14 protein-coding genes are annotated in these 24,370 nt (G+C 72.7%); 5 read left to right on the forward strand and 9 right to left on the reverse strand.

Annotated elements, in window-relative coordinates; translation table 11 throughout:
• Window positions 1–479: 479 nt before the first annotated feature.
• From ACLQ25_RS24605 to ACLQ25_RS24620, 4 genes are read right to left on the reverse strand one after another with little or no spacing between them, the layout of a single operon-like run.
• The gene (locus tag ACLQ25_RS24605; protein ID WP_425733156.1) at window positions 480–671 is read right to left on the reverse strand and encodes an MbtH family protein; all 192 of its coding nucleotides are present in this window, start codon (window positions 669–671) and stop codon (window positions 480–482) included.
• Window positions 664–3,756, reverse strand: a complete 3,093-nt coding sequence (locus ACLQ25_RS24610; RefSeq protein WP_425733157.1) for a type I polyketide synthase — start codon at window positions 3,754–3,756, stop codon at window positions 664–666. Before ACLQ25_RS24610 ends, ACLQ25_RS24605 begins: the two co-directional genes overlap by 8 nt.
• Window positions 3,753–7,061: an amino acid adenylation domain-containing protein gene (locus ACLQ25_RS24615; protein WP_425733158.1), complete on the reverse strand. Its 3,309-nt coding sequence runs from the start codon at window positions 7,059–7,061 to the stop codon at window positions 3,753–3,755. The genes ACLQ25_RS24610 and ACLQ25_RS24615 overlap by 4 nt, the downstream gene beginning before the upstream one ends.
• On the reverse strand, window positions 7,058–9,559 hold the full coding sequence (locus ACLQ25_RS24620) for a non-ribosomal peptide synthetase (RefSeq protein WP_425733159.1): 2,502 nt from the start codon (window positions 9,557–9,559) through the stop codon (window positions 7,058–7,060). The genes ACLQ25_RS24615 and ACLQ25_RS24620 overlap by 4 nt, the downstream gene beginning before the upstream one ends.
• A gap of 299 nt (window positions 9,560–9,858) precedes the next feature.
• On the opposite strand from ACLQ25_RS24620, the gene ACLQ25_RS24625 reads away from it, so the two are divergent.
• Window positions 9,859–12,156, forward strand: a complete 2,298-nt coding sequence (locus ACLQ25_RS24625) for a BTAD domain-containing putative transcriptional regulator (RefSeq protein WP_425733160.1) — start codon at window positions 9,859–9,861, stop codon at window positions 12,154–12,156.
• Window positions 12,157–12,220: 64 nt separating this feature from the next.
• Here ACLQ25_RS24625 and ACLQ25_RS24630 read toward each other — a convergent pair whose 3' ends face one another.
• Entirely contained in the window at window positions 12,221–13,294 is a 1,074-nt protein-coding gene (locus ACLQ25_RS24630; RefSeq protein ID WP_425733161.1) for a glycerophosphodiester phosphodiesterase family protein, read from the reverse strand.
• Between the two features lie 174 nt (window positions 13,295–13,468).
• Window positions 13,469–15,535, reverse strand: a complete 2,067-nt coding sequence (locus ACLQ25_RS24635; RefSeq protein WP_425733162.1) for a PQQ-dependent sugar dehydrogenase — start codon at window positions 15,533–15,535, stop codon at window positions 13,469–13,471.
• Between the two features lie 1,072 nt (window positions 15,536–16,607).
• Here ACLQ25_RS24635 and ACLQ25_RS24640 point away from each other — a divergent pair.
• The 3 genes from ACLQ25_RS24640 to ACLQ25_RS24650 all read left to right on the forward strand — a co-directional run bounded on the left by ACLQ25_RS24640 (window position 16,608) and on the right by ACLQ25_RS24650 (window position 19,716).
• Entirely contained in the window at window positions 16,608–17,651 is a 1,044-nt protein-coding gene (locus ACLQ25_RS24640; RefSeq protein WP_425733163.1) for a polysaccharide deacetylase family protein, read from the forward strand.
• A 139-nt stretch (window positions 17,652–17,790) separates the two neighbouring features.
• Entirely contained in the window at window positions 17,791–19,248 is a 1,458-nt protein-coding gene (locus tag ACLQ25_RS24645) for a PepSY-associated TM helix domain-containing protein (RefSeq protein WP_425733164.1), read from the forward strand.
• Between the two features lie 96 nt (window positions 19,249–19,344).
• The gene (locus ACLQ25_RS24650; RefSeq protein ID WP_393220682.1) at window positions 19,345–19,716 is read left to right on the forward strand and encodes an ArsR/SmtB family transcription factor; all 372 of its coding nucleotides are present in this window, start codon (window positions 19,345–19,347) and stop codon (window positions 19,714–19,716) included.
• Window positions 19,717–19,750: 34 nt separating this feature from the next.
• Here ACLQ25_RS24650 and ACLQ25_RS24655 read toward each other — a convergent pair whose 3' ends face one another.
• Together ACLQ25_RS24655 and ACLQ25_RS24660 are read right to left on the reverse strand one after the other, a co-directional pair.
• A complete protein-coding gene (locus ACLQ25_RS24655; RefSeq protein ID WP_425733165.1) occupies window positions 19,751–20,569 on the reverse strand; it encodes an SAM-dependent methyltransferase in 819 nt (272 codons plus the stop codon).
• A 77-nt stretch (window positions 20,570–20,646) separates the two neighbouring features.
• Complete coding sequence (locus ACLQ25_RS24660; protein ID WP_425733166.1) at window positions 20,647–21,639, reverse strand: PaaX family transcriptional regulator C-terminal domain-containing protein; 993 nt, start codon at window positions 21,637–21,639, stop codon at window positions 20,647–20,649.
• Between the two features lie 276 nt (window positions 21,640–21,915).
• Between ACLQ25_RS24660 and ACLQ25_RS24665 the strand changes: the two genes are divergently transcribed.
• Complete coding sequence (locus ACLQ25_RS24665; protein WP_425733167.1) at window positions 21,916–23,325, forward strand: extracellular catalytic domain type 1 short-chain-length polyhydroxyalkanoate depolymerase; 1,410 nt, start codon at window positions 21,916–21,918, stop codon at window positions 23,323–23,325.
• A gap of 67 nt (window positions 23,326–23,392) precedes the next feature.
• Here the strand turns inward: ACLQ25_RS24665 and ACLQ25_RS24670 are convergent, their stop codons facing one another.
• Window positions 23,393–24,007: a dihydrofolate reductase family protein gene (locus ACLQ25_RS24670; RefSeq protein WP_425733168.1), complete on the reverse strand. Its 615-nt coding sequence runs from the start codon at window positions 24,005–24,007 to the stop codon at window positions 23,393–23,395.
• Between the last annotated feature and the right edge of the window lie 363 nt (window positions 24,008–24,370).

Below are 24,370 nucleotides of genomic sequence, written 5' to 3' on the forward strand. Positions count from 1 at the left end.
CCGGCCGACGTCGCGGTCTGCGGTCCCAACCGCACGGACGACTGGCGATCTTCGTTCCGACCGGACGGCTGCCTGCGCCACGGTGTGCCGGCGGGACGGGTGGCCAGTATCCGACGACGCTGTCGAGCTGCCCCACTTCTGGGACGGCCGAACATGTCGAGCTTGCCCCACTTTCGGCACGGCCGAACGCCGTCGAGCTGCCCCACTTCCGGGACGACCGAACGGTGCCGAGCTGCCTCACTTCTGGTCCCACATGGGGCTGTGGGGCTGCCCCACTTTTGGGGCAGCTCGACAGGCAGCGCAGACACCTACCTGCGTCGACCGGGGACACCGCCGGGGCCGGACCAGGACCGAGGCCGGGCCACCGCCCAGACCGCGCCACCGCCGAGACCGCGCCACCGCCGAGACCGCGCCACCGCCGAGACCGGGCCGCCGTCTGGCTGGCGGACGGCTTCGCGCGGCGAGGCGGTGACCGGCCGTCAGCTGGCGGCGAGGTGTTCGCGGACGGTGCGGGGGCGCATGTCGGTCCAGGTACGCGTGACGAAGTCCAGGCACTCCTGGCGGCTGCCGGCGCAGCCCGCGTCGCGCCACCCGTCCGGCGCCTCCCGGTGCCGGGGCCACAGGGCGTACTGCTCCTCGTCGTTGACCACCACGCGGTGTTCGTCAGCCATCAGGATTGCCTTCCTCGTGTCGGGCCAGGTGCAGCTCGCGGGCGAGACTCTCAGGCGAGAGCGCCCGGATCTCCGCGAGCAGGTCGGTGAGGTCCCCGTCCGATACGGCGGGAGCCGGCCGGGCCAGGTCGGCGACGGTACGCGCCAGCGCGGCGGGGGTGGGTGACTCGAAGATCGCGGCGGGCGGCAGGTCGACGCCGAACGCGTCGCGCAGCCGCGCCACCACCCGGGTGCCGAGCAGCGAGTGGCCGCCCAGCTCGAAGAAATCGTCGTCGGGACCGATCTCGTCCACCCCGAGCAGGTCCACCCAGATCCGCCGCACCACCTCGTACGGCTCGTCGGTCGGCGCGACGGCAGTGTCCGGGGCGGTCGGTGGTGGGGCGGCGGTGACCGGCGCGCTCTCGTCGAGCGGGACCGGGCCGGGCCGGTACGCCTCGACCCAGTGCCGCTCGCGGGCGAACGGGTACGTGGGCAGGGGCACCCGCCGTCGTCCGGTGGGCCAGTCGACGGGCGCCCCGGCGAGCCAGAGCCGACCGACGGCCAGCGCGACCGCGTCGTCCTCCCCGGCCGGGGTGCGATTGGCGGGCAGGCTGGTCAGCACCGTCGCACCGCGGGCCGCCGGGTGCTGACGGACGAGGGTGGCCAGGGTGCGCCCCGGGCCGGCCTCCAGCAGCGCGTACCGCTCGCCCAGCAGCAGATCGGCGGTGGCGGCGAAGTTGACCGGGCGGCGGAGCTGCCGTACCCAGTAGGCGGGGTCGGTGGCCTCGTCGTCGGTGAGCCAGCGTCCGGTCACGTTCGACACGATCGGCACGGCGGGCGGGCTGAGCGGCACCTCGCGCAGGTGCGCGGCGAAGCCGGCCAGGGCGGGCTCCATCATGGCCGAGTGGAACGCGTGCGAGGTACGCACCTCGCGGCAGGCCACTGCGCGCCCCCGCAGGTCGGCGGCGAACGCGGCGACGGCGGCCGTCGCGCCGGAGACGGTGACGAGGCGCGGCGCGTTGGCGGCGGCCACCTCCACGCCGTCGGGCAGCAGCGCCGTGACCTCGTCGACGCCGAGCGCCACCGACAGCATCGAGCCGGGGGCCCGCGCCTGCATGAGCCGGCCGCGTACGGCGACGGTGGCGAGCGCGTCGGGCAGTGTGAAGACGCCGGCCAGGCAGGCGGCCACGTACTCGCCGAGGCTGTGTCCCGCCATCGCGACCGGACGTACGCCACGGTGCCGCAGCAACTCGGCGAGGGCGTACTCGACGGCGAACAGGGCCGGCTGGGTGAGTCGGGTCTCGTCCAGCTCCGGTACGGGCGGGACCGTTTCGCCGGGTGGGCAGAGCAGCGTGCGCAGGTCCACGTCGAGGTGCGGACGCAGCAGTTCGGCGCAGCGGTCGAAGGCCGCCCGGTAGACCGGCTCGGCGCGGTACAGGGTGCGGCCCATCCCCGCGTACTGCGCGCCCTGGCCGGGAAAGAGCAGCGCCACACCGGCCGGCGCACCGGTGGCGACGCCGGTGCGGACCAGCGACGAGTCGCGGTCGGCGAGCCGGGCGGCGGCGGTGCGGGCGTCCGGAGCGACGGCGACCAGGCGGTGGCCGAACGCCCGTCGCGTGTGGGCCAGGGTGTACGCGGCGTCGGCCAGCGGCAGGTCCGGGTTCGCCTCCAGGTGGTTGGCGAGCTGGGTACGGGCCTCATCGAGCCCGTCGGCGTTGCGGGCGGAGAGGACCAGCACGTGCGCGGAGGACCGCTCGTCGTCGGGGAGTTGCCGCGCCGGTTCGGCGGCCTGGAGCACGACGTGGGCGTTGGTGCCCCCGATGCCGAAGGAGCTGACCGCCGCGCGGGGCGGCCCGCCCAGGTCGGGCCAGGGCTGCGGCGCGGTGGGCACCCGGAACGGGCCGCCGGCCAGCTCGGGGTGCGGCTCGGTGCAGTACGGGCTCGGTGGTACCACCCGGTGGTGCAGCGCCAAGGCGGCCTTGATCAGCCCGGTGACGCCGGCAGCGACGTCGAGGTGACCGACGATCGACTTGACCGAGCCGAGCGCACACCGACCGCCACCGGCGCCCCGACCCCCGGCGCCCCGATCCCCGGCCGCGTTCTGGAACGCCTCGGTCAGGGCGCGTAGCTCGATCTGGTCGCCCAGCTCGGTGCCGGTGCCGTGCGCCTCGACGTAGCCGATGGTGGCGGGGTCGACCTCGGCCACCTCCTGGGCGGCCCGGATCGCGGCCACCTGACCGTCCACCCCGGGCGCGGTGAACCCGACCTTCACCCGGCCGTCGTTGTTGATGACGGAGCCCCGGATGACGGCGTACACCGTGTCGCCGTCGTCGCGGGCGTCCGCCAGCCGGCGCAGGACGACCACGGCGGCGCCGTCACCTCCCACGGTTCCGGTGGCGCGTACGTCGAAGGGCCGGCAGTGCCCGTCGCGGGACATGATGCCGCCGACCTCGTGGCGGTAGCCGGTGCCGGTGGGCAGCAGGATGTGCGCGGCGCCGGCGAGCGCGACGTCGCATTCGCGGGCGAGCAGCGCCTGCGCGGCGAGGTGTACGGCGACCAGCGACGACGAGCAGGCCGTCTGCACGGCCACGGCGGGTCCCCGCAGGTCCAGGTGGTACGCGACCCGGGTGGGCAGCGAGTCCTTGTCGTTGGCGAGCATCAGCTCGTACTCGGAGACCGAGTCGAGCCGTGGATTGCGGAACAGGTGGTGCAGGAGGTAGCCGCTGGCCGCCGCGGCGGCGTACACGCCGACCAGCCGGTCGGGATCCCCGGCGAGGTGACCGGCGCGTTCCAGGGCGGTCCAGGCGGTCTGGAGGAAGAGCCGCTGTTGCGGGTCGAGCAGCCGGGCGTCGCGGGGCGAGTAGCCGAAGAAGCCGGCGTCGAAGCGGTCGACGTCCGGCAGCGCGCCGTGCGCCGGCACGTGGTCGGGGTGCCGCCGTTCCTGTTCGCTCAGCCCGTTGGCGGCCAACTCCGCGTCCGTGAACCGGGTGATGGTCTCCTGTCCGGCGAGGACCCGGCGCCACAGTTCGTCGACGTCGGCCGCGCCCGGAAAGCGGCCGGCCATCCCGACGATGGCGATCTCCAGTCCGGTTTCCTGGTCGCTCACGCTCGTCCCTCCCCCGCCGGCACCGGGCGGGCCCGGCGGGCCCGGTCGGCCAGCGCCTGCTTGCGTTCGTCTCGTCGGCGGCCGCCGGTCGGCGTCGCTGTGGGCGCGGGCCCGCCGTCGAGGAAGCGGGCCAGCTGCGCGACGGTCGGGTAGCGGAACAGCTCCACCGCCGGAACCGGTCGGCCCAGCCGGTCGGCGAGTCGGGTCTGCACCCGGGCCAGCAGCAGGGACGTTCCCCCGAGGTCGAAGAAGTTGTCGTCCGCACCGACGTCGTCCAGCCCGAGCACCTGTCGCCAGGTGTCGGCGATGGCCCGCTCGACGGCCCCGTCGGGCGCCACGTAAGCGGCGCCGAGATCGGCGCGGGCCACGGCGGGGGCCGGCAGGCGGGACGCGTCGAGTTTGCCGCTGGACGTGAACGGCAGGTCGGGCACCACCACGAAGGCGCTCGGCACGAGGTAGCGGGGCAGCCGCCGGAGCAGGCTCTGGCGTAGCTCGTCCACCGCCAATCCGTCGCCCACGAGGTAGCCGACGAGTCGTCGACCACCGGGCGAGTCGGTCCGCACCACGGCGGCGGCCCGGCGTACGCCCGGGTGCTGCCGCAGGTGGGCTTCGACCTCACCCAGTTCGATCCGGAAACCATTGATCTTGACTTGGTTGTCCGCCCGGCCGAGGAAGACGAGTTGCCCGTCGGCACGCCAGCGGACCAGGTCACCGGTGGCGTACATGCGCGACCCCGGCGTCGGCGCGTACGGGTCGGGCAGGAAGCGGCCGGCCGTGAGCGCGGCGTCGCCGTGGTAGCCGCGGGCCACGCCGAGCCCGCCGAGATGCAGCTCGCCGGGAACCCCGGTCGGCACCGGCCGCAGCTCGGTGTCGAGGACGTAGGCGCGTACCCCGGTCAGCGGGCGACCGATCGGCAGCTCGCTGTCGGTGGGCGCGCAGTGGGCGGCCGTGGCGGTGACGGTGGCCTCGGTGGGGCCGTACCCGTTGATCAGGAGCCGGCCGCGCGACCAGGCGGCGGCGACGTCCGGCGCGCAGGGTTCCCCACCCACGGTGAGTACCCGCAGGTCGGGCAGTGCGGTGGGGTCCAACGCGTCGAGGACCACCGGCGGCAGGTCGGCGACCGTGACGCGGTGCCGGACGAGCGCGGCGGCCAGGTCGGGGCCGGGCGTGCGCTCGTCCGGGCCGAGCAGGCGCAGGGTCGCGCCGACGGTGAGCGTGCTGACCACGTCGGACAGCGCGACGTCGAACCCGATCGAGTGGAACTGCAGGACCCGGTCGCCGGCCTGGACGCCGACCAGCCGGGCCTGCGCCTCGACGAGGTTGGCCAGCCCCCGGTGGGTGCCGATGACGCCCTTGGGCAGCCCGGTCGAGCCGGACGTGTAGATCAGGTAGGCGGCGGCGTCCGGATGGACGGCCACCAGCGGCGCGGCGTCGTCGTCGTGCGGGACGGCGGCATCGTGCGCGGCGGCGTCGCCGAGGTGCAGCAGCGGCAGGTCGGTGGCGGGGAGCGCGAGCTGCGCGTCGGCGGTGGTGACCACCAGCGCGGCGGCCGAGTCGGCGAGCAGGTGCGCCAGCCGGGCCGCCGGTAGCTGCGGGTCCAGGGGCAGATAGACCCCACCCGCGGAGAGTACGGCGAGGAAGGTGACCACCCAGTCGGGACCGGCCGGCAGGCAGACGCCGACGGTTGTCTCGGCCCGCACACCCCGGGCGGCGAGGGCCCGGGCCAGGCGGGCGACCCGGGCGTCCAGGTCCCGGTAGGTGACAGCCTGATCGCGGTACGCCACAGCCACCGCGTCCGGGTTCGTCCGGGCCTGGCGGGCGACCAGTTCGCCCAGGGTCGGCTGCTCGGGTGACGCGGGCGCGGTGGCGGCCCAGCGGTCGACCAGGTCCCGACCGGCGGCCGGGTCGAGCAGCGGCAGCCGGTCCACCGGGGTGTCCGGGGCGGCGAGGGCGGCCATGAGCAGGGTGTCGAGCTGGTCGGCGAGCGCGTGGGCGGTGGACTCGTCGAAGAGTCGTGTCCGGTACTCGATCCGCCCGTCGATCCGCCCCTCGTACGCGACGACGGTCAGCGTCAGGTCGAACATGGACGTGCCGGTGTGCGTCTCGCCGCTGGTTAGCACGGCCACCCCGGGCAACGTCAGCCGCTGTTCCCAGCCGTCCTCGACGGCGAACATGACCTGGGCCAGCGGATGACGGCCGGGATCGCGGACCGGGCGCAGCTCCTGCACCAGGGCGTCGAAGGGCACCGGATCGGTCAGCGCGGTCAGCGCCGAGTCGCGGAGCCGGTCCAGCAGCGCGGCGAAGGTCAGTCCACCGTCGACCCGACTGCGCAGCACCAGGGTGTTGACGAAGAAGCCCACGGCGGTCTCGCTGTCGAGCGTCTGCCGGTTCGCCACCGGCGTGGCGATGAGCAGGTCCGGTTGCTGGCTGCGCCGGTGCAGCAACGCCGCCCAGGCCGCCGCGAAGATCATGTACGGGGTCGCGCCGGTTCGTCGTTGCGCCTCGGCGACCCGGTCGGCCAACGCGGGAGGCCAGGAGAACTCGATCTCGTGGCCGGCGTCCTCCAGCTCCACCGGACGGGGCCGGTCGGTGGGCAGGTCGAGGCCGGACGGCGCGCCGGCCAGCGCGTCCCGCCACCAGTCGAGCCGCCGGGCCACCTCGGTCGGGCCGAGCAGCCGGTCCTGGGCCAGCGCCGCCGGCACGTCCCGGGGAACCGTCGGCAACGCCACGGCACGGCCCTCCCGCAGGGCCGCGTACGCCGCCGACAACCTCTCGAAGAGCAGACCCATGCTCCAGCCGTCACAGACCACGTGGTGCAGGCTGAGCAGCAGCGAGAAATCGTCCGGGCCGGTGCGGCACAGGGTGGCGCGTACCAGTGGCCCCCGGGCCAGATCGAACGGGCGTACCGCCTCGGCAGCGGCGTACCCGTCGATCCGCTCCGGCGCGACGTCCACCACCGTCAGCGGCAGACCGGTCGCCGGCAGGACCATCTGGTACGACTGGCCGTCCAGCGGCACGAAGACCGTGCGCAGCGCCTCGTGCCGCGCCACGATCTCGTCGAGCGCGCCGCGCAACGCGGCCACGTCCAGGTCACCGCGCAGGTCCACCCGGTACGGCACGTGGTAGGCGGGGCTGTCCGGTCGGAGCTGGGCCAGCAGGAGCATCCACTCCTGGGCGGCGGTGAGCGGGTGGACGCCGTACCGGTCGCCGTCCGCGCGGATCGCCGCGAGGAACGTCCGCCGCCGCTCGGGTGGCAGGGCCTCCACGCGCTGGCGCAACTGCGCGGGGGTGAGCGCGCCGATCATCGGGCTACGCCCTGTTCGAGCTGGTCGAGCAGGCCCGCGAGATCGGCGGGGGGCGCCCCGTCCAGCACGACCGGCGCGACCGGCGCGACCGGTTCGGCGGACTCGGCGGGCGTGCCACCGATCTCGTCCAGCGCGGCGGCCAGCCCGGCAACCGTCGGGTGGTCGAAGATCAGCCGCAACGGCACCTCCGCGCCGATCGCGGCGGCGAGCCGGGAGCGGACCCGGGTCGCCTTGAGGGACCGTCCACCCAGGTCGAAGAAGTCGTCGGCGCGGCGACGCACCGGCACGCCGAGGACGTCCTGCCAGATCTCGGTCACCGCCCGCTCGGTGGGCGTACGGGGAGCGTCATCGTCGGCTGTCGGAGTGGCGTCGGGGGCGGGCAGCGCCGCGACGTCCACCTTGCCGTTGCGGTTGAGCGGCAGCCGGGGCAGCACCACGAACACGGCCGGCACCAGGTGGTCGGGCAGTTGCTCGCGGGCCCGCTCCCGGATCGCCTCGACGCCCACCCCCTCGTCCGGCACGACGTACGCGACCAGCCGGGCGTCACCGGCGGCGTCGCGGTCGGCGCGCACGATCGCGTCGCGAACCAGCCCGCCACGGCGCAGCGCCTCGGTCACCTCCCCCGGCTCGACCCGGTACCCGCGGATCTTCACCTGGTGGTCGGACCGGCCGACGAACTCGATCAACCCGTCCGGGCGCTGCCGGACCACGTCCCCGGTGCGGTAGAGCCGGCTCCCGGCGCGGGGCCCGAACGGATCGGGCACGAACGCCTCGGCCGTCGCGTCGGGGCGGCCGAGGTAGCCACGGGCCACGCCGTCCCCGCCGATGAACAGCTCGCCCAGCACGCCGGGCGGTACCGGGCGCAGGAGACGGTCCAGCACGTACACCTGGGTGTTGGCGATCGGACCGCCGATCGGCACGACCGGGTCCGCGGCGGTGAGCCGGGCGCAGTCGTACGTGGTGCTGTAGGTGGTCGCCTCGGTCGGACCGTACCCGTTGACGAGCGTCGTGTCCGGGCACGCCGCCCGCAGCCGCTGCACGGCGGTCCGGTCGGCCTGTTCGCCACCGAAGGTCAGGTAGCGAAGCGCGGCCAGGGCGTCCGGCGCCTCGGTCGCCACCTGCCGGGCCACGGAGGTGGCCAGGAACATCATCGTCACGCCGGTGTCGCGCAGCCGGGCGCGGAGCCGGTCCGGCACGATCACGTCGTTGATGTCCAGGTCCGCGAGGCAGGCGCCGTTGAGCAGCGCGCCCCACACCTCCAGCGTGGCCGCGTCGAACGACATCGTGGCGGCCTGCCCCATCACGTCGTCGGGACGTACGTCGATGAAGGTGGTGTCGCGGACCAGCCGGACGAGGTTGCGGTGGCTGACACCGGTGCCCTTGGGACGGCCGGTCGACCCGGACGTGTACATGACGTACGCGAGTTGGTCGGGGTGGACCGTCACCGCCGGGGGCCACGCCGGGCCGTCGTCGGCGGGCAGCCGGTCCACGGCGATCCGCGGCGTGCCGTCGTCGGGAAGCCGGTCGGCCAGCGCGGCGACGTGCAGGATGACGCCCGGCGCGGCGTCCTGGCACATCAGCGCGAGCCGCTCCGGCGGGTAGCCCGGGTCCAGCGGCAGGTACGCGGCGCCCACCTTGAGTGTCGCCAGTGCGGCGACCACCCAGGTCGTGGTGTCGGCGAGGCAGATCCCGACGATCGTCTCGGCGCCGATGCCGAGCCGGAGCAGACGCCCGGCCAGGTGGTTGGCGCGCCGGTCCACCTCGCGGTAGTCCAGGGTCTGGTCGTCGTCGCGCAGCGCGGGCGCGTCCGGGGCCCGCCGGGCCCACTCGGCGAACAGTGCGGGCACCGACGACTCGCGCGGATAGGCGGTGTCGGTGGCGTTCCAGTCCCGCACCACCCGCCGTTCCGTCGCCGGGTCCAGCAGCGGCAGGTCGGACAGCCGCGCCCCGGGGCGTTCCCGCGCCCCGTCGAGCAGGACGGCAAGGGCCGCCGCGATCGACGCGACGTGCGGATGCCCGGCCACCGTGGCCGTCGGCCGTTCGTCGGCGTCGTCGATCAGCAGCCGAAACACACCACGATTACCGGGCGGCAGTTGATCGGAGCCGATCGATACCACCGGCCGATAGCCGAGAGGAGTTTCGGGCAATTCCCTGTCATGCGCCCGGGCTTCACGTACCGCCGTTCGGACCAGGTCCCGCAGCTCGGTCCAGGTGGGATCCTCGGGCAGCCGAACCCGGACCGGCAGCCAACGTCCAGCGCCGGCCGGGGCGGCCGGCGTCGCGGCGAGCAGATCGCGACCACCGACCCAGCGGTGCAGCAGCGCGAACAAGCCAGCCAACACGCTGACCTGCGGCTCGACCTCCTCGCTCAGGTCAACTCGGGCGTCGCCGGGCGGGTCTGCCGTCGGCGCGAAGGGCAGGTCCGGCGGGTCCGGGAGGGCGGCGAGCTGCCGCTCCCAGAAGGCGGAAAGGACAGGAAGAATTGTCTGTTCGGTCATCGGATCTCAGCTCCGATCGGCGGGTGACACGCAATGCCCGAGAGTCTGGCCCGCGCCCGTGCCAGTTGCTTGTACGGACAGTTCGCGTGCCGTTGCGGCGACCTGAGGGAAACCTGAGCGCGGCTTTATGCCGATAGCGCATTGCAGTCAGTAAGTACACCGACTCTTTTGGTTATGGCGATGCCGCTCGATGAAGGCAATGATCGTGCCGGGGGGAAGCCACGCCGGGTGACGACTCGCAGGGGCCCGGTTGTCTCTTCGCTCGCCTGAGCCTCCACGAGAGAACACAGGAGCGGTGCATGTCCGGAGACCTTGTCAACCATGCCTGGCGCGCGTCGCCGCCGGCTCGCAGCGAAGGTGGAGGCGACGCGTCGAGAGCAGAACGACAACCCCCGAGCGGTGATCCGGGGCGGGCGCTGCGCCACCTCGCCGCCGCCGGTGACCGCCGGGCGGCGCACCTGTGGCTCGCCACCCAGACCGACCTGCTCGCCGCGCGCCCCGACGAGGCCGACGGCCCGGTCGCCCAGATCTGGCGCACGGCGCTGCGGCACCACCTCGCCGGGGAACCACACCTGGCGACAGCTCTCCTGGCGACCGCGCCGATCGGCGCGACCGGGCCGCACGCCGTGCAGATGTACTGCCACGCCGCGGTGCACCACCTGCTCGACGACGACATCGAGCGGGCCAGCGCCGACGTCGAGGAGGCGGCCCGCGCCGCCTACGCGTGCGGCGTACCGACCGCCCACCAGGCGTACGCCCGGGTGGTCGTGCTGCTCGCCGCCGCCACCGGCGACCCGACGGCGACCCTCGGGCGGGCGGAGGCGACCGACGGGCTGCGCCGTGCCGACGCCAATCTGTTCCGGCTGATGATCCACCTGGACCTGGCCGGCCACCTGCTGCGGGCCGGCGACGCCGCCGACGCGCTGCGGCAGGCCGAGGCGGCCGTACGACTGACCGAGGTGGCGGGTGACTCCGGCCACGAGCCGTACGCGCTGACCCTGGCCGCTGTGGCGAAGTGCCAGCTCGGGCGGTTGGAGGAGGCGCTCGCCGACGGCGCCGCAGGGCTTCGCCTGCGGGAGCTGGCGGGCGTCACCGCCGACGAGGCGTTCTCGCTGGCCGCCCTCGGGATGGTGCACCGCCGGCGGCGCGAGCCACGCCAGGCCCGGCAGGCCTTGGAGGGCGCCCTGAGCGCCCTGGCCACGTCTCCATCACGCCCCACCTCGCCGGCCTGGGTGCTTGCCGAGCTGGCGCGGATCCGCGCCGCCGACGACCTGGCCGCCGCGCAGGAGCTCGCCGACCGGGCGGTCTCCGTGGCCCGGGAGCTCGAACGGCCGTACGCCCTGCTGGCGCGCGGCTGGGTGGCGCTGCTGCGCGGCGACACCGCCGCCGCCCACTTCGACGCCGCCGAGGCCCGCACCGGGGCCACCGTCGGACGGCGACGCGCCACCCTCATCGAGGCGCTTCAGCTCACCGTGCTCGCGGCGGACGATCCACGCGCGTCCGCCGGGCTGCTCGACGACGCGGCGGCGCTCTGCCGGGAGTTGGGCGACCCGGCCGAGGAGGCCACCGTCCGGCTGATCGCCGCACGCCTGCAGGGTCGGCAGGCCCGTCGCGGCGCCGAGGGCGCCGAGCAGAAACTGCGCCGCTGCGGGGTACGCCTCGACCCGGGCGTCGCCGACGGGCTCAGCGCGATCACACTGCGCGTACCGGCGGTGGTCATCCACACCCTCGGGGACTTCCGGGTGTTCCGGGCCGGCGCCGTCGTCCCGTACGGCGAGTGGCAGTCCAAGAAGGCCCGGGACCTGCTGAAGATCCTCGTCGCGCACCGGGGTCGCGCCGTGCCCCGGGCCCGGCTGATGGAGCTGCTCTGGCCGGACGAGTCACCGTCGCGCACCGCGAACCGACTGTCGGTGCTGCTGTCCACGCTGCGTCGGGTGCTCAGCACCGGGCACCGCAGCAGCGGTCGGGGGGCGGTGCTGGCCGACCGGGGCTCGGTGGCGATCGACCTCGACGTGATCGACGTGGACGTCGAGACGTTCCTCACCGCGGCCGAGGAGGCACAGGTCGCCCTGCGGGCCGGGCACCCCGACACGTCCCGCGCGCTGGTCCGCGCCGACGAGTTGTACGGCGGGGACTTCCTCTCCGACGACCCGTACGAGGACTGGGCCCAGCCGCTGCGGGAAGAGGCGCAGGCTGCCCACACCAGCGTGCTGCGGGCCCTGGCCCAGCACACCCTGGACACCGACCAGAAGCTCGTCTACCTGATGCGGCTGGTGCACCGCGACCCGTACGACGAGGACGCCCATCTGGAGTTGGTGCAGGTGCTGCGCTCGGCCGGGCGGCACGGCGAGGCGCAACGCCGCTACCGCACGTACGTCGAGCGGATGCGGGAGCTGGGCATCGCCCCGGCGGGCGGCCCGACGACCGGCGCCGACACCGGGCAGCACGCGGATTCGGCGGCTGCGCCGGAGGCGCGGGTCGCCCGGTGGCGGACTCCGGACGCGCAGCCCCCGTGGACGGCGGAGGTGGACGCGGGCCGTCCGGCCGGTGTCCCGGCCCAGCGGACGTCGAGGAGGCTGATCGAGCATCCAGCCTGACCGGCGCTCGTGGGTGACCCGGCGGGCTCACCGCTCCCCCAACACGGATTGGGGCGACCCGAGATCAGTGGCGGGGCTGGTAGCTCTTCGGCAACCGCATGCCGCGCTCGGCCATGATCGCCCGTACCCGGTTGGGATAGTTGGTGATGATTCCGTCGACACCCATGTCCATCAACGCGGACACGGTGGCCGGGTCGTCGCAGGTCCACGGGATGACCTTCAGGCCGCGGGCGTGCGCCTCCGCGATCATGGTGGCGTCCGGGTAGAAGCGGAAGTTCGGGTCGGCGACGGTGCCGTTCTGCGGAAAACCGTAGTTCGGCGACAGAGCGGTGACGCCGGGGATGGCGGCGGCCGCCTTGACGAAGTCACCGTCGTAGTCGTCCGCGTCGATCCCACCGAGCCAGGGGGACGCGCCGGGCTTGCCGACCTGGAGGAAGTCGTAGTTCGTCAGGGCCACCAGCGGCCACTTCGGCGCGAGCCGGTGCATCTGGCTGAGCGCCCCCCAGTCGAACGACTGGATGGTGACCTGCTTCTCGATGCCGGAGGCGTGGATCTCCTCGAAGACGCGCCGGACGAACAGCTCGCGGGGCGCGGTCTGCTCGGGCGCTCCCGCCTCGACCTTCGTCTCGATGTTGAGGGTGACCTGCTTCGCCTGGTAGCTCTTGACGAGGTCGAGGACGTCCTTCAACTCGACCATGCGGAAGCCCTTGACCTGCTCCTGCTCGGGAAAGCCCGGGAGCTGCTGGTAGCCGCAGTCCATGGTCTTGACCTGCGCGAGGGTGAGGTCCTTGAGGTACTTGCCGACGTACGGGTACATCGGGTCGCCGGGCGTGACCGGCGCGGTGTCGGCGCACTTCTGCGCGCTGACCTGACGGTCGTGGTTGACGACGACCTTCTGGTCCTTGGTGATCTGGGTATCCATCTCCAAGGTGGTGACACCGAGGCGCAGGGCCTTGGCGAAGCCCTCCAGCGACTCCTCGGTGGTCATGCCGATGCCACCGCGGTGCGCCTGGAGGTCGAAGTGGGTCTTCTGCGGGAGCAGCGATTGGGCACTGTCGACGGTCGACGCGTGCGCGGCCACCGGAACGGCGAGCGCGGGCAGGACGACGAGGCCCGCCAGAATGTGACGCAGGGACATGGTGCGAGAACCTCCGCTCTTCAGGTGCAGATGCCCTGGCCACGCTAGGTGGGAGTCGGTCGGCCCCGATGACCTCGCCGCGAGCGGAACGTGAACGCTCGCCGAACCTCAGAAGCACCTGCCGTCCGCCGACGGTCACCCGGTCGATGCGGTGACCGTCGGCGAACGCCCCGGCTAGCCGCCGAGGGTGACGTGCAGGACGCGCTCGTTGCTGTTGTTCGGGATGCTGTCCTTGTCACCGGTGGTCGTGGTGGTCAGCCACAGCCCGCCGTCGGGCGCCGGCTCGACCGTACGCAGCCGACCGTACGTGCCGCTGAAGTACGTCTGCACGTTCGTCAGGCTGCTGCCGCTGATCACGGCCCGGTACATCCGCGCGCCGCGAGCGCAGGCGACGTAGAGGGCGTCGCGCACGATCGTGATGCCGGAGCAGGAGCCCTCGGCGGTCGGGTAGGTGCGCGCCGGAGCGATGTAACCGGCGGTGCCGCAGGTGCCGCTGGTGCCCTCGCAGGCCGGCCAGCCGTAGTTCCCACCCTTGGTGATCAGGTTCGTCTCGTCCATGATCGAGTTGCCGAACTCCTGCTCCCACAGGCGGCCCTGCGAGTCGAACGCGAGCCCCTGCGGATTGCGGTGCCCGTAGCTCCACACGTAGTTGCCGAACGGGTTGTCGCTCGGCACGCTGCCGTCCGGGTTGAGTCGCAGGATCTTGCCCTCCAGAGCGGCACGGTCCTGGGCGTACGCGCCGTTCTGCGCGTCGCCGGTGCTGGCGTAGAGCTTGCCGTCCGGACCGAAGCGCAGCCGGCCGCCGTTGTGGTACTTGTTGCGCCGGATCCCGGTGAGCAGGACCTGTTCACTGGCGGTGGTGAGCCTGCCGTTCTCCAGCTTGATCCGCACGATCCGGTTGTCAGTCGGCGAGGTGTGCATGATGTAGAGCCACCGGTCGCTGGCGAAGCTCGACGAGATCGCGAGGCCCATCAGGCCACCCTCGCCGTCGGTGCTCTGCACGTTCGGCACGGTGCCGACATTGGTCTTCGCCCCCGTGGCGGGGTTGAGCTGGATGATGTCGTGCGCGTCGCGACGGTTGTACAGGACGGTCCCGTCCGGCAGCGTCACCAGCCCCCACGGGACGTCGGTGTCGGTGGTGACCTGCCGCACCGTGCACACCGGATTGGCGCAGGTGGCGCCGGTGCTCACCGCGACCGAGGCGCTGCGCGCCGAGACGTTGTCCTGCCCGTCGCGGGCCGCCACCTGGTACTGGTAGGTGGTGCTCGCCACCAGGCCGCTGTCGGTGAAGGTGGTCACCGGCGGTGCGCCCGTGACGGCGCCGATCTTCACGCCACCGCGGTAGACGTCGTACGCCCGGACCCCGACGTTGTCGCTGGACGCGGTCCAGCGCAGTGTGACGGTGGTGCCCGAGACGCTGCCCGTGAGCTGCGTCGGCGTGCTCGGCGGCACCGTGTCGGCCTGGCACTGCGGCGGGGTGATCGTCACAGTGGAGCTGGCCTGCGACACGTTGCCGGCGGCGTCCCGCGCGTTGACGTAGAGGCCCCAGGTCGCACCGGGCACGACGGTGAGGTTGGCGGACAGGGTGCTTCCGCTCACCGACGTCATCAGCTGGCCGTCGTGGTAGATGTCGTAGTACGCCACCGCCACGTTGTCCGTCGAGGCGTTCCAGGCGAACGTCACCGAGTTGCAGGTCAGTCCGCTCACCCGGGCGTTGCCGGGCGGCGTGGGTGGCTGGCTGTCGGCGCTGCCGAACGACGACGTCCAGCGCTGGTTGGCCTGCCCGTTGCAGGTCCAGAGACCGACCGTCGTGCTGTTGGCGGTGCCGCCACCGGTCACGTCGAGGCAGAGTCCCGACTGGACGCCAACGATGGTCCCGTTGGTGTTGATCTGCCAGCGCTGGTTCGACCCGCCGGTGCAGCCGTAGATCTGGACGGCGGCCGGCGCCGTGGTGTCCTGCCCGACGACGTCCAGGCACATCGTCGCGTCGTAAACCCGCAACTCGCCGGCCGCGGTGAGGGTCCACGCCTGGTTGGCCTGTCCGCCGCAGTCATAGATATTGACCCCGGTGCCGGCGGTCGGGCCGCCGCCCACCACGTCCAGGCACCGGCCGGACGCCGCGCCGACGATCGTCGACGGACCGGCCGCCGACGCCGGCACTCCGAGCGTCACGGCCACCAGCACTGCCACGGTCACCGGCGGCAGGAGCCGTCGTGGTCTGAGCCGCGCGAAAATGCTCATCCGTCCTCCAAGGTCGGGGCATCGACCGGCCCGACCCGACGCCGGGCGACCCAGCGCCCGACCAGACCGACGAGAAGGCAACATCGACCATCAAAGATGGATTCCGGGCACATGTCAACGATCTCGTTCGATCGAGGACAAACCACGTCAACAAAGCCGGCTCTCCACGGATCGGCCTTGATGCGGCGTAATGGTGTGGCGACACAGTGTGGCGGCGGGGCCTGCTCGCGGCGGCGCGGCGTGGTGGGGCCGGCGGGGCGGCGACGTGGCGTGGCGGGGCCTGCTCGCGGCGGCGCGGCGTGGTGGGCCTGCCCGGCGGCGCGGTGTGGCGCGGCGGCCCAGCAACCGCCGCGCCACCAGCGCCTGTCGGCGCCGAGCCGGACCGCCCGGTCCGCCGCTCCGGGCGGCCCCGCAGCGCAGTCTCCACCCGGCCGGGCGGGCCTCCCGGCGGATGGATCCCTGCGCGCACCGACGTCGTGCACCGCGATGGCGTCGGCCGGCCAGCCCCGCCATCGGCGGCCGGCGTTCGGGTCGCCGTGGACGACCCTGATCGACGCTCATCGAGGTCCGTCGGTGGCGAAAGTATTGGTACGGCGGAACTGCGATGTCAACGTTTCTCGGGAACTTTGCGAAAGGTCAGACGGCACAGGCGCGCCAACCAATAGTCGTCTTCGCTGGCCCTGACACTGGCCAGGAGATTGAACGCGCAACCGGCGTTGAAGAACCTCGCCAGGCGACCGGATTGACGCCGATAGTTCCGATGAATTTCCGGATCACCGCGATCGACGCTGGGCCTTCGGCGGCCGACGTGCCTGCGGTCCGTGCGTCGTCGCAGGTGGATCGCCACTGCTCCGCACCCGGATGACCGCGCTGCGACGACCCCGCAGCACTCCCGGAGGACTTCCGGAACTTATTGACTGCCTCGAATTTACGCTGCAATACTCCGATCTACCGTGATCGATGCACCCGGTGTCCGCGAGGTCGCGTCGATCTCCCCACCCACCACCCACCACGTCCGGACCGTGCTCTCCTTCCACACCGGGACGGGACCGGGCCGGTAGAAGGGGCACAGATGAACACTGTCTCCGCTGGCACGCTCGTACGGTCCAGGCCACTACGGGCGGCGCTGTCCATCCTCGTCACCGCCGCCGCGGCGTGCGCCGTCGTCGCGGCCACCGCCACCCCGTCGAACGCCGCCACCTGCAACGGCTACGTCGGCCTCACCTTCGACGACGGCCCGACCGGCAGCACCAGCGCTCTGTTGAACGTGCTGCGCACCAACGGCGTACGGGCCACCATGTTCAACGTCGGGCAGAACGTGCAGAACAACCGGTCGGCGGCGCAGGCGCAGGTGTCCGCCGGCATGTGGGTCGGTAACCACAGCTGGAACCACTCCCACATGACGTCGATGAGTCAGTCCCAGATGCAGTCCGACCTGTCCCAGACGAGTTCGGCCATCCAGTCGGCGACCGGCGTCCGACCCCAGCTGTTCCGGCCTCCGTACGGGGAGACCAACTCCACCCTCCAGTCGGTCGCCTCCTCACTCGGGATGCGGCAGGTGATCTGGGACGTCGACTCCCAGGACTGGAACGGCGCCAGCGTCAGCCAGATCGTGTCGAACGCCAGTCGCCTCCAGGCCGGTCAGGTCATCCTCATGCACGACGGCATCCAGAACACCCGGGACGCCATCGGGCAGATCATGGCCAACCTGACCAGCCGCAACCTCTGCCCGGGCATGATCTCGCCGTCCACCGGCCGGGCGGTCGCGCCCGACGGGGCCACCCCGCCGCCGAGCGGCACCACGCCGCCCCCCAGCGCGACGACCCCACCGCCCAGCGGCGGATCCTGCACCGCCACCGCGTCGACCCCCAACGTGTGGGGCGACCGGTACAACACCTCGGTGACGGTCAGCGGCAGCAACACCTGGACCGTGGTCGTGGCCCTCACCTCGCCGCAGCGGGTCTCCAGCGTCTGGAACGGCAACGCCAGCTGGGACAGCAGCGGCACGGTGATGACCGTACGGTCCAACGGCAGTGGCAACACCTTCGGCTTCACCACGATGTTCAACGGCAACAGCAGCGCCCGGCCACAGATCCGCTCCTGTAGCGCCGGCTGACACCTCGGACGAGTCCCGCGTGGCGACCACGGCAACGCCACGCGGGACACCCCCTGACCACGGCCCACGCCGCCGCCGCGCCCCCGATCCGATTCGGAAGTGCCGGGAACCACACCGGCCGATGTCGCGACTACCAGACATGTCACTGACCGAGCTGTCCGACACGCCGACGCCGGAGGAGTCCACCCCGGCGGAACTCCCGACCCGGCGCACCTCGCCGCTCGGCGCGCTGCTGGTCCGGCTGCACTTCTACGCCGGCATCCTCGTCGCGCCGTTCCTCGTGGTCGCCGCGCTGACCGGGCTCGCCTACACGGTCGCGCCGCAACTGGACGGCGCGCTCTACGGCGACCAGTTGACCGTGGCCGCGCGCGGTGACCGTCCACTCCCCCTCGCCGACCAGATCGCCGCCGCCCGCGCCGCGCACCCCACCGGCGCCATCGCCACCGTCCAGCCCGGGGACGGCGACCGGACCACCCGGGTGGCGTTCTCCCTGCCCGAGCTCGGCGAGAAGGTGCACACCGTCTACGTCGACCCGGACACCGCCGAGGTCCGAGGTCAGCTCACCACCTGGTTCGGGTCCACGCCGGCCACCACCTGGCTGGACGACCTGCACCGCAACCTGCACCTCGGCGTGGTGGGCCGGCACTACTCGGAGCTGGCGGCGAGTTGGCTCTGGGTGCTGGCCCTCGGCGGCCTGCTCCTGTGGTGGCGACGATGCAGGGCCTCCCGGTCCGCCGCCCGGCACCTGTTCGTGCCGAACCTGTCCACCGGCAGGGGTGTCCGCCGTACCCGGGGATGGCACGCCACGACCGGCGTCTGGCTGGTCGTCGGTCTGCTGTTCCTCTCGGTGACCGGCCTGACCTGGTCCCGCTACGCCGGAGCCAACTTCGGCGCCGGCCTCGACGCCCTCGACGCGCGCTCCCCCGAGATCTCCACCAGCCTCACCGCCGTCCCCGCCGAGAGCGGCGGCGGCCACCACCACGGGGACGCCCCGGCGGAAGGGGTCGTCGACCCGGCGGCCTTCGACCGGGTCCTGGCGGCTGCTCGTACGGCCGGCCTCTCCGGTCCGGTCGAGATGACCCCGGCACAGGAGCCGGGCACCGCGTGGACCGTCACGCAGATCGACAACACCTGGCCGGTCGCGAAGGACCGGGTCGCCGTCGACCCCACCAGCGCGACGATCACCGCCCGCAGCGACTTCGGCGACTGGCCCCTCCTGGCGAAACTGAGCGGCCTCGGCACCCAGGCCCACATGGGGGTGCTCTTCGGTCCGGTCAACCAGATCCTGCTCGCCGCGCTCGCGCTCGGGCTGCTCTGCGTCGTCGTCTGGGGTTACCGCATGTGGTGGCAGCGCCGGCCGACCCGCGTCGACCGTCGCGCGCTCGTCGGCGTACCGCCGGCCCGTGGAGGCGTACGTCGGCTGCCCCGGTGGGCGGTGCTGCTCGGCGCGGCGGTGACCGTGGCGGTGGGTTGGGCCCTACCCCTGTTCGGCCTCAGCCTGCTCGCCTTCCTGGCCGTCGACGTCGTCGCGGGCGTGGTGTCCCGGCGTCGGCGTCCCGGCGCCATGCCCGTCTCCCCGGCGCCGGCCGGGAGCTGACCCGTCGGACCCGAGTGGGTCGATGTCGCGCGAAGCACATCATCGGTTCGGCGATTTGTCCGGTTCAACCGCTCGAATCGACAAATTGGTGGAACGATGACTGTCGTGGGAACTGCCAATACCGCCATGCCTGCCATCTCGCCCCTCGCCGGTGAGCCGATCAAGCGCGCCGACGCCGAACGGCTTGCGGGGGTGCTGAAGGCGTTCGCCGATCCGGCCCGACTGCGCCTGCTCAGCCTGATCCAGGCCGCCCCGGAGGGCGAAGCCTCGGTCACTGACCTCACCGCGCCGCTCAATCTCTCTCAGCCGACCGTGAGCCATCACCTGCGGATCCTCACCGAGGCTGGCCTGATCGAGCGGGAGAAGCGTGGGGTCTGGGCCTACTACCGCATCGTGCCCTCGGCGATCGCGGCGATCGCCGACCTGCTGACCCCGCCCCGCAAGAGGCCGACGAAAAAGACCCGCTGAGCGGTCGCCTCTTCGGCGACGGTGACGCTGGTCGTCAGCGGACGCGGGCGACCGCGCCGTTGAACGACACGTCCTGCACGGACGGACGCGGCTGCGGCGCGTCGTCGGCGTGCCACCGCGCCACCGAGACGATGCCCGGCTCGACGAGTTCCAGCCCGTCCAACAGGGCCGCGAACTGCTCGGTGCTGCGCGCCTGGAAGCGGCCGTCACGGTTGTTGGCGGCCAACCCGGCGGTGACCGCAGGCGGCAGATGTTCCCAGGTCACGTGCGAGGCGACCACGTAGCTGCCGGACGGCAGCGCGCCGACGAGCCGATCGAGGATGCCCTTGGGGTCCTCGTCGTCCCGGACGAAGTGCAGGATGGCCACCAGCATCAACGCGACGGGCTGGGTCAGGTCCAACGTCGCGCGCAGGTCGGGATGGGCGAGGATCTCGGCCGGCGCGCGCAGGTCGGCGTCGAGGTACGTCGTCCGCCCCTCGGGCGTGCTGGACAACAGCGCGCGGGCGTGGGCGAGGACGATCGGGTCGTTGTCGACGTAGACGACACGGGCCGACGGGTCGACGGCCTGCGCGACCTCGTGGGTGTTGTCGGCGGTCGGGATGCCGGTCCCGATGTCCAGGAACTGCCGGACCCCGCGCTGGGCCAGGAAGCGCACCGCGCGTTGCAGGAACATCCGATTCTCGATCGCGGCGAGCCGGATGGTGGGCATCGCCGCCGCGAGGGCGTCACCGGACGCCCGGTCGGCGGCGAAGTTGTCCTTGCCGCCCAGCAGGTAGTTGTACCTGCGCGCCGGGTGCGCGACCGAGGTGTCGATCCGGTCGGTGGTCGCAGGGTGTCCGCCGTACGACGTCATCCGGCCTCCCCCATCGCTGCGCGTCCTCCACAAGGTACACACCTCGGCGGCGAGGCGGGTGCCCGCCGACGCCGCGCTCAGGAGGCGCAGCCCTCGCCCGCCTCGGCCGCCTCGACGCCGCGTACCCCGGCGAGGATGTCGGCGGCGGTGTGCGCCCGGATGCCGGACTGCGCCTCCTCGGCGAACTGGGCGACGACCGCTCGGACGTGCCGCTCGGCCGGCGCGGCGAGGCCGTCGTAGATGGCCTCGAAGAGTTCCCGCGCCGGCCGCCGGAGCCATCCGACGGGCAGGAGGTCCAGGGGCAGCCGCGGGTCGAGGGTGGGAAAGCGGCGGAAGGTGTCCATGACCTCGGTACGCGTTCGGACGGCTGCCGCGCCGTCGACGCGCTCCGACCGCGCCTGCGGCACCAGGGGCGTCCACCGCCGAAGGAACTCCTCGTAGTGCCGGCCGATCGCCTCGATGTCCCAGGCGTCGATCGGAGAGCGCTGGGCGATGGCGTCGAGGTCGGCCTGCCGTCCACGGAACACCGTGACGGCGCCCCGGGTGAACCGGGCGATCTGGGCTCTGCCCGGTGGGCTCAGCTCGTACGGCGAGATCCACAGCCCGTCGTACAGGGGCGCGTACCCGAGCCAGCGGAGTTGGCCGCGCAGGGCCCGCCGCTGCGCGCCACGGTCCTGGGGCAGGGAGAAGGCGACGATGGTCCAGCAGCCGTCCCACGCGACCACCTCGGTGGTCGCGGCCAGGATCCAACTCCCGCCGCTGGACAGGTTCGCGGCGGCGGCGCGGCTGAGCCGGTAGAAGCTGCGTCGACCCTCCCGGCTGCCCTCCAGCACACCGCGCCGGGCCAACCGGCTGATCGCGGCACGCGCGCCGGCCGTACTCACGCCGGACTCGGCGAGCAGCGCGACGAGGGCCGCGGACGGGACCCGCGCACGGGTTCGCAGCGTGTAGTCGGCCAGCAGGGTCACCGCGAGGTCCTGCGGGGAACTGCCGGCCTGCCGCCGGGGCAGTCGCGGCGGCTCGTCCCCGTCGTCGGGATAGATCTCCTCGATCGGGAAGGGGTTTGCCACAGGCGCTCCCGGCTCGGCTCAGGGACGGTGCACCGACTGTAGACGGACCGCCCGGGCGGCGGCGTCGGCACCAACGGCTTCCGATCGAGATGCATCGATTGACACTTCAGCGACCGCGAGGAACACTATCTGCTACGCGACGCCGTACGCAGCCGGGCACAGGGCGAGCACACGTAGTGGGCGAGGCGCGATAACCACGGGAGTCGGGCGCACCCGTGACCGCACAGCGCGCGACCCCACACCCACCCCGCACAGGTGATCGAAGGAGCCATCCCCGTGAAAATCCGAAGGAAACTGCTGCTCGGCCTGGTCACGTCACTGGTGGCGGCCGGCCTGGTGGCCCCCGCGCTCCAACCCGCGTACGCCGCCTCCCTCACCGAGGTGACCACGTTCGGCGACAACCCGGGCCGGATGCGCATGCACGTCTATGTTCCGGACACCCGCCCGACCAGGCCGGCGATCGTTGTGGCCATGCACGGCTGCGGCGGGTCGGGCCCCGGCTTCTACTCCGGGAGCGAATTCGCCGCGCAGGCCGACCGGTACGGGTTCATCGTGATCTACCCGTCGGCGACCCAGCAGGCCGGCTTCGGCAACTGCTTCGACACCTGGTCGGACGCCGCCAAGCGCCGTGGCGGTGGCAGCGACCCCGTGTCGATCATCTCGATGATCCGCTACGCGCAGCAGCAGTACGGCGGCGACCCCGACCGGGTGTACGCCACCGGCAGCTCGTCCGGCGGCATGATGACCAACCACATGCTGGCTCTCTACCCCGACGTCTTCAAGGCCGGCGCGGCGTTCATGGGTGTCCCCTACAACTGCTTCGCCAACGCGGCCGACTACCCGCCGGGCAGCAGCCAGTGCACCGGCGGCAATATGAACCGGACCCCGCAGCAGTGGGGTGACGCGGTGCGCGGGGCGTACCCCGGCTACACCGGCCCCCGCCCACGGGTGCAGTTGTGGCACGGCACCAGCGACACGCTCGTCCCGTTCTCGCTGTTGCAGGAGACGATCGAGCAGTGGACCAACGTGTTCGGGCTCAGCCAGACACCCACCTCCACCGACACGCCGCAGACCAACTGGAACCGCCGCCGGTACGCCGACTCCAGCGGGACCGTCCAGGTCGAGGCGTACAGCATCCAGGGCGCGGGGCACAGCCTGCCGGCCGGTGGCATGGCCGCCGCCGCCGTCGCGTTCTTCGGCCTGACCGCCCCGCCGAACCCGACGACCCCACCGCCGAACCCGACGACCCCACCGCCGAACCCCACGACGCCGCCGCCGAACCCGACGACCCCGCCGCCCAACCCGACCACGCCGCCGCCCAACCCGACGACCCCGCCGCCGAACCCGACCACGCCGCCACCGAGTTCGGGCGCGTGCCGGGTGGGCGTCGCGATCAACGCCTGGAACAACGGGCTGACCGAGAACATCACCATCACCAACACCGGAACCAGCGCCGTCAACGGCTGGTCGCTCGTCTTCACCCTGCCCGGCGGCCAGAGCATCACCTCGGGCTGGAACGCAACCTACTCGCCCACGTCCGGCCAGGTGACCGCCCGCAACGCCGCCTACAACGCCAGCATCCCGCCGAACGGATCGGTGACCATCGGCTTCCAGGCCACGCACACCGGCAACACCGCCCGGCCAGGTGCGTTCACCCTCAACGGCGCGACCTGCGCGATCGCCTGACCGACAGCGAGCCGTTCCGACCAGATCGAGCCGGCCCCGTCGCCCACGGCGGCGGGGCCGGTCCGACTCAGTTCCCGGCCGGCACCTGGTCGACGACCTCGTCGTAGCCGACCGCGCCGGGCGCCGCCGTCGGCGCGTAGATCACGCGGAGCACGCCCGTCGGGAACACCTCGGTCGCGGTGACCCGCAGGTGGTACGGCGTGTCGCCATCGTCGAAGAGCCGGCGCCCCTTGCGGGCCGCCACCGGGTGTACCAGCAGACGCAGCTCGTCGACCAGCCCGGCGGCGAGGAGCTGCTGGACGACCGAGATCGACCCGGGGATGAGGATGCCCTTGATCCCGGGGTCGGCCTTGAGCGCGGCGACGGCCTCGGGGAGATCGCCGGCGACGAGCTCCGAGTTGCGCCACGAGAAGTCCAGGGGCTGGCGGGAGACGACGACCTTACGGATGTCACCGAGCTGCTTGGCGAACCCGGCGTCCTCGCCACCGGCGGCCTCCCGGTCGGGCCAGGCACCGGCGAAGCTGTCGTAGGTCACCCGGCCGATCAGCAGCACGTCGGACGTGTCGTAGTCCTCGGTGACGGCGCGGCCCATGTTCTCGTCGAAGTACGGGAAGTGCCAGTCCGGGTCGATCTCGGCCACGCCGTCGGCCGAGATGAACAGCGTGGAGATGACCTTCGCCATCGCGGTGCTCCTTCACGTGAGGTGCTGTCGGGCTCATAGACGGGCACAGCATCGCAAACTCGTACGACGGTTACCGCCCGCTGCGGCCGGAAACGCGGACGAGCCCCGGACATCGGTCCCAGGGTTCACCGGCCGTCAGGGCAAGAGAAGGCCCGCCCCGGGTCACATCCTCCACGGGATACGCAGATCCCAGGGCGGGCGGTCCGGCTATCAGGGAGCCTCGACGATGGGCTTACGGAACGGGCCCCAGCCCACGAACCGGTCGTACAGGGCTCGCGGGCTCGGCCCGTCGTGCGGGTTCAGGTGGTACAGGTCGCGCATCGCCTCGTACAGCAGCCCGGCCAGGTAGATCGACAGGCTCGG

The sequence above is a fragment of the Micromonospora sp. DT44 genome, assembly GCF_049841635.1.
GTDB lineage: Bacteria > Actinomycetota > Actinomycetes > Mycobacteriales > Micromonosporaceae > Micromonospora.

What these genes read in the sequence shown, in the direction of transcription:
- ACLQ25_RS24630 (WP_425733161.1), bottom strand. Translation starts at nt 13,294, where the DNA reads ATGTCCCTGCGTCACATTCTGGCGGGCCTCGTCGTCCTGCCCGCGCTC.
- ACLQ25_RS24645 (WP_425733164.1), top strand. Translation starts at nt 17,791, where the DNA reads ATGTCACTGACCGAGCTGTCCGACACGCCGACGCCGGAGGAGTCCACC.
- ACLQ25_RS24655 (WP_425733165.1), bottom strand. Translation starts at nt 20,569, where the DNA reads ATGACGTCGTACGGCGGACACCCTGCGACCACCGACCGGATCGACACC.
- ACLQ25_RS24605 (WP_425733156.1), bottom strand. Translation starts at nt 671, where the DNA reads ATGGCTGACGAACACCGCGTGGTGGTCAACGACGAGGAGCAGTACGCC.
- ACLQ25_RS24620 (WP_425733159.1), bottom strand. Translation starts at nt 9,559, where the DNA reads ATGACCGAACAGACAATTCTTCCTGTCCTTTCCGCCTTCTGGGAGCGG.
- ACLQ25_RS24670 (WP_425733168.1), bottom strand. Translation starts at nt 24,007, where the DNA reads ATGGCGAAGGTCATCTCCACGCTGTTCATCTCGGCCGACGGCGTGGCC.
- ACLQ25_RS24615 (WP_425733158.1), bottom strand. Translation starts at nt 7,061, where the DNA reads ATGATCGGCGCGCTCACCCCCGCGCAGTTGCGCCAGCGCGTGGAGGCC.
- ACLQ25_RS24650 (WP_393220682.1), top strand. Translation starts at nt 19,345, where the DNA reads ATGACTGTCGTGGGAACTGCCAATACCGCCATGCCTGCCATCTCGCCC.
- ACLQ25_RS24640 (WP_425733163.1), top strand. Translation starts at nt 16,608, where the DNA reads ATGAACACTGTCTCCGCTGGCACGCTCGTACGGTCCAGGCCACTACGG.
- ACLQ25_RS24635 (WP_425733162.1), bottom strand. Translation starts at nt 15,535, where the DNA reads ATGAGCATTTTCGCGCGGCTCAGACCACGACGGCTCCTGCCGCCGGTG.
- ACLQ25_RS24625 (WP_425733160.1), top strand. Translation starts at nt 9,859, where the DNA reads ATGTCCGGAGACCTTGTCAACCATGCCTGGCGCGCGTCGCCGCCGGCT.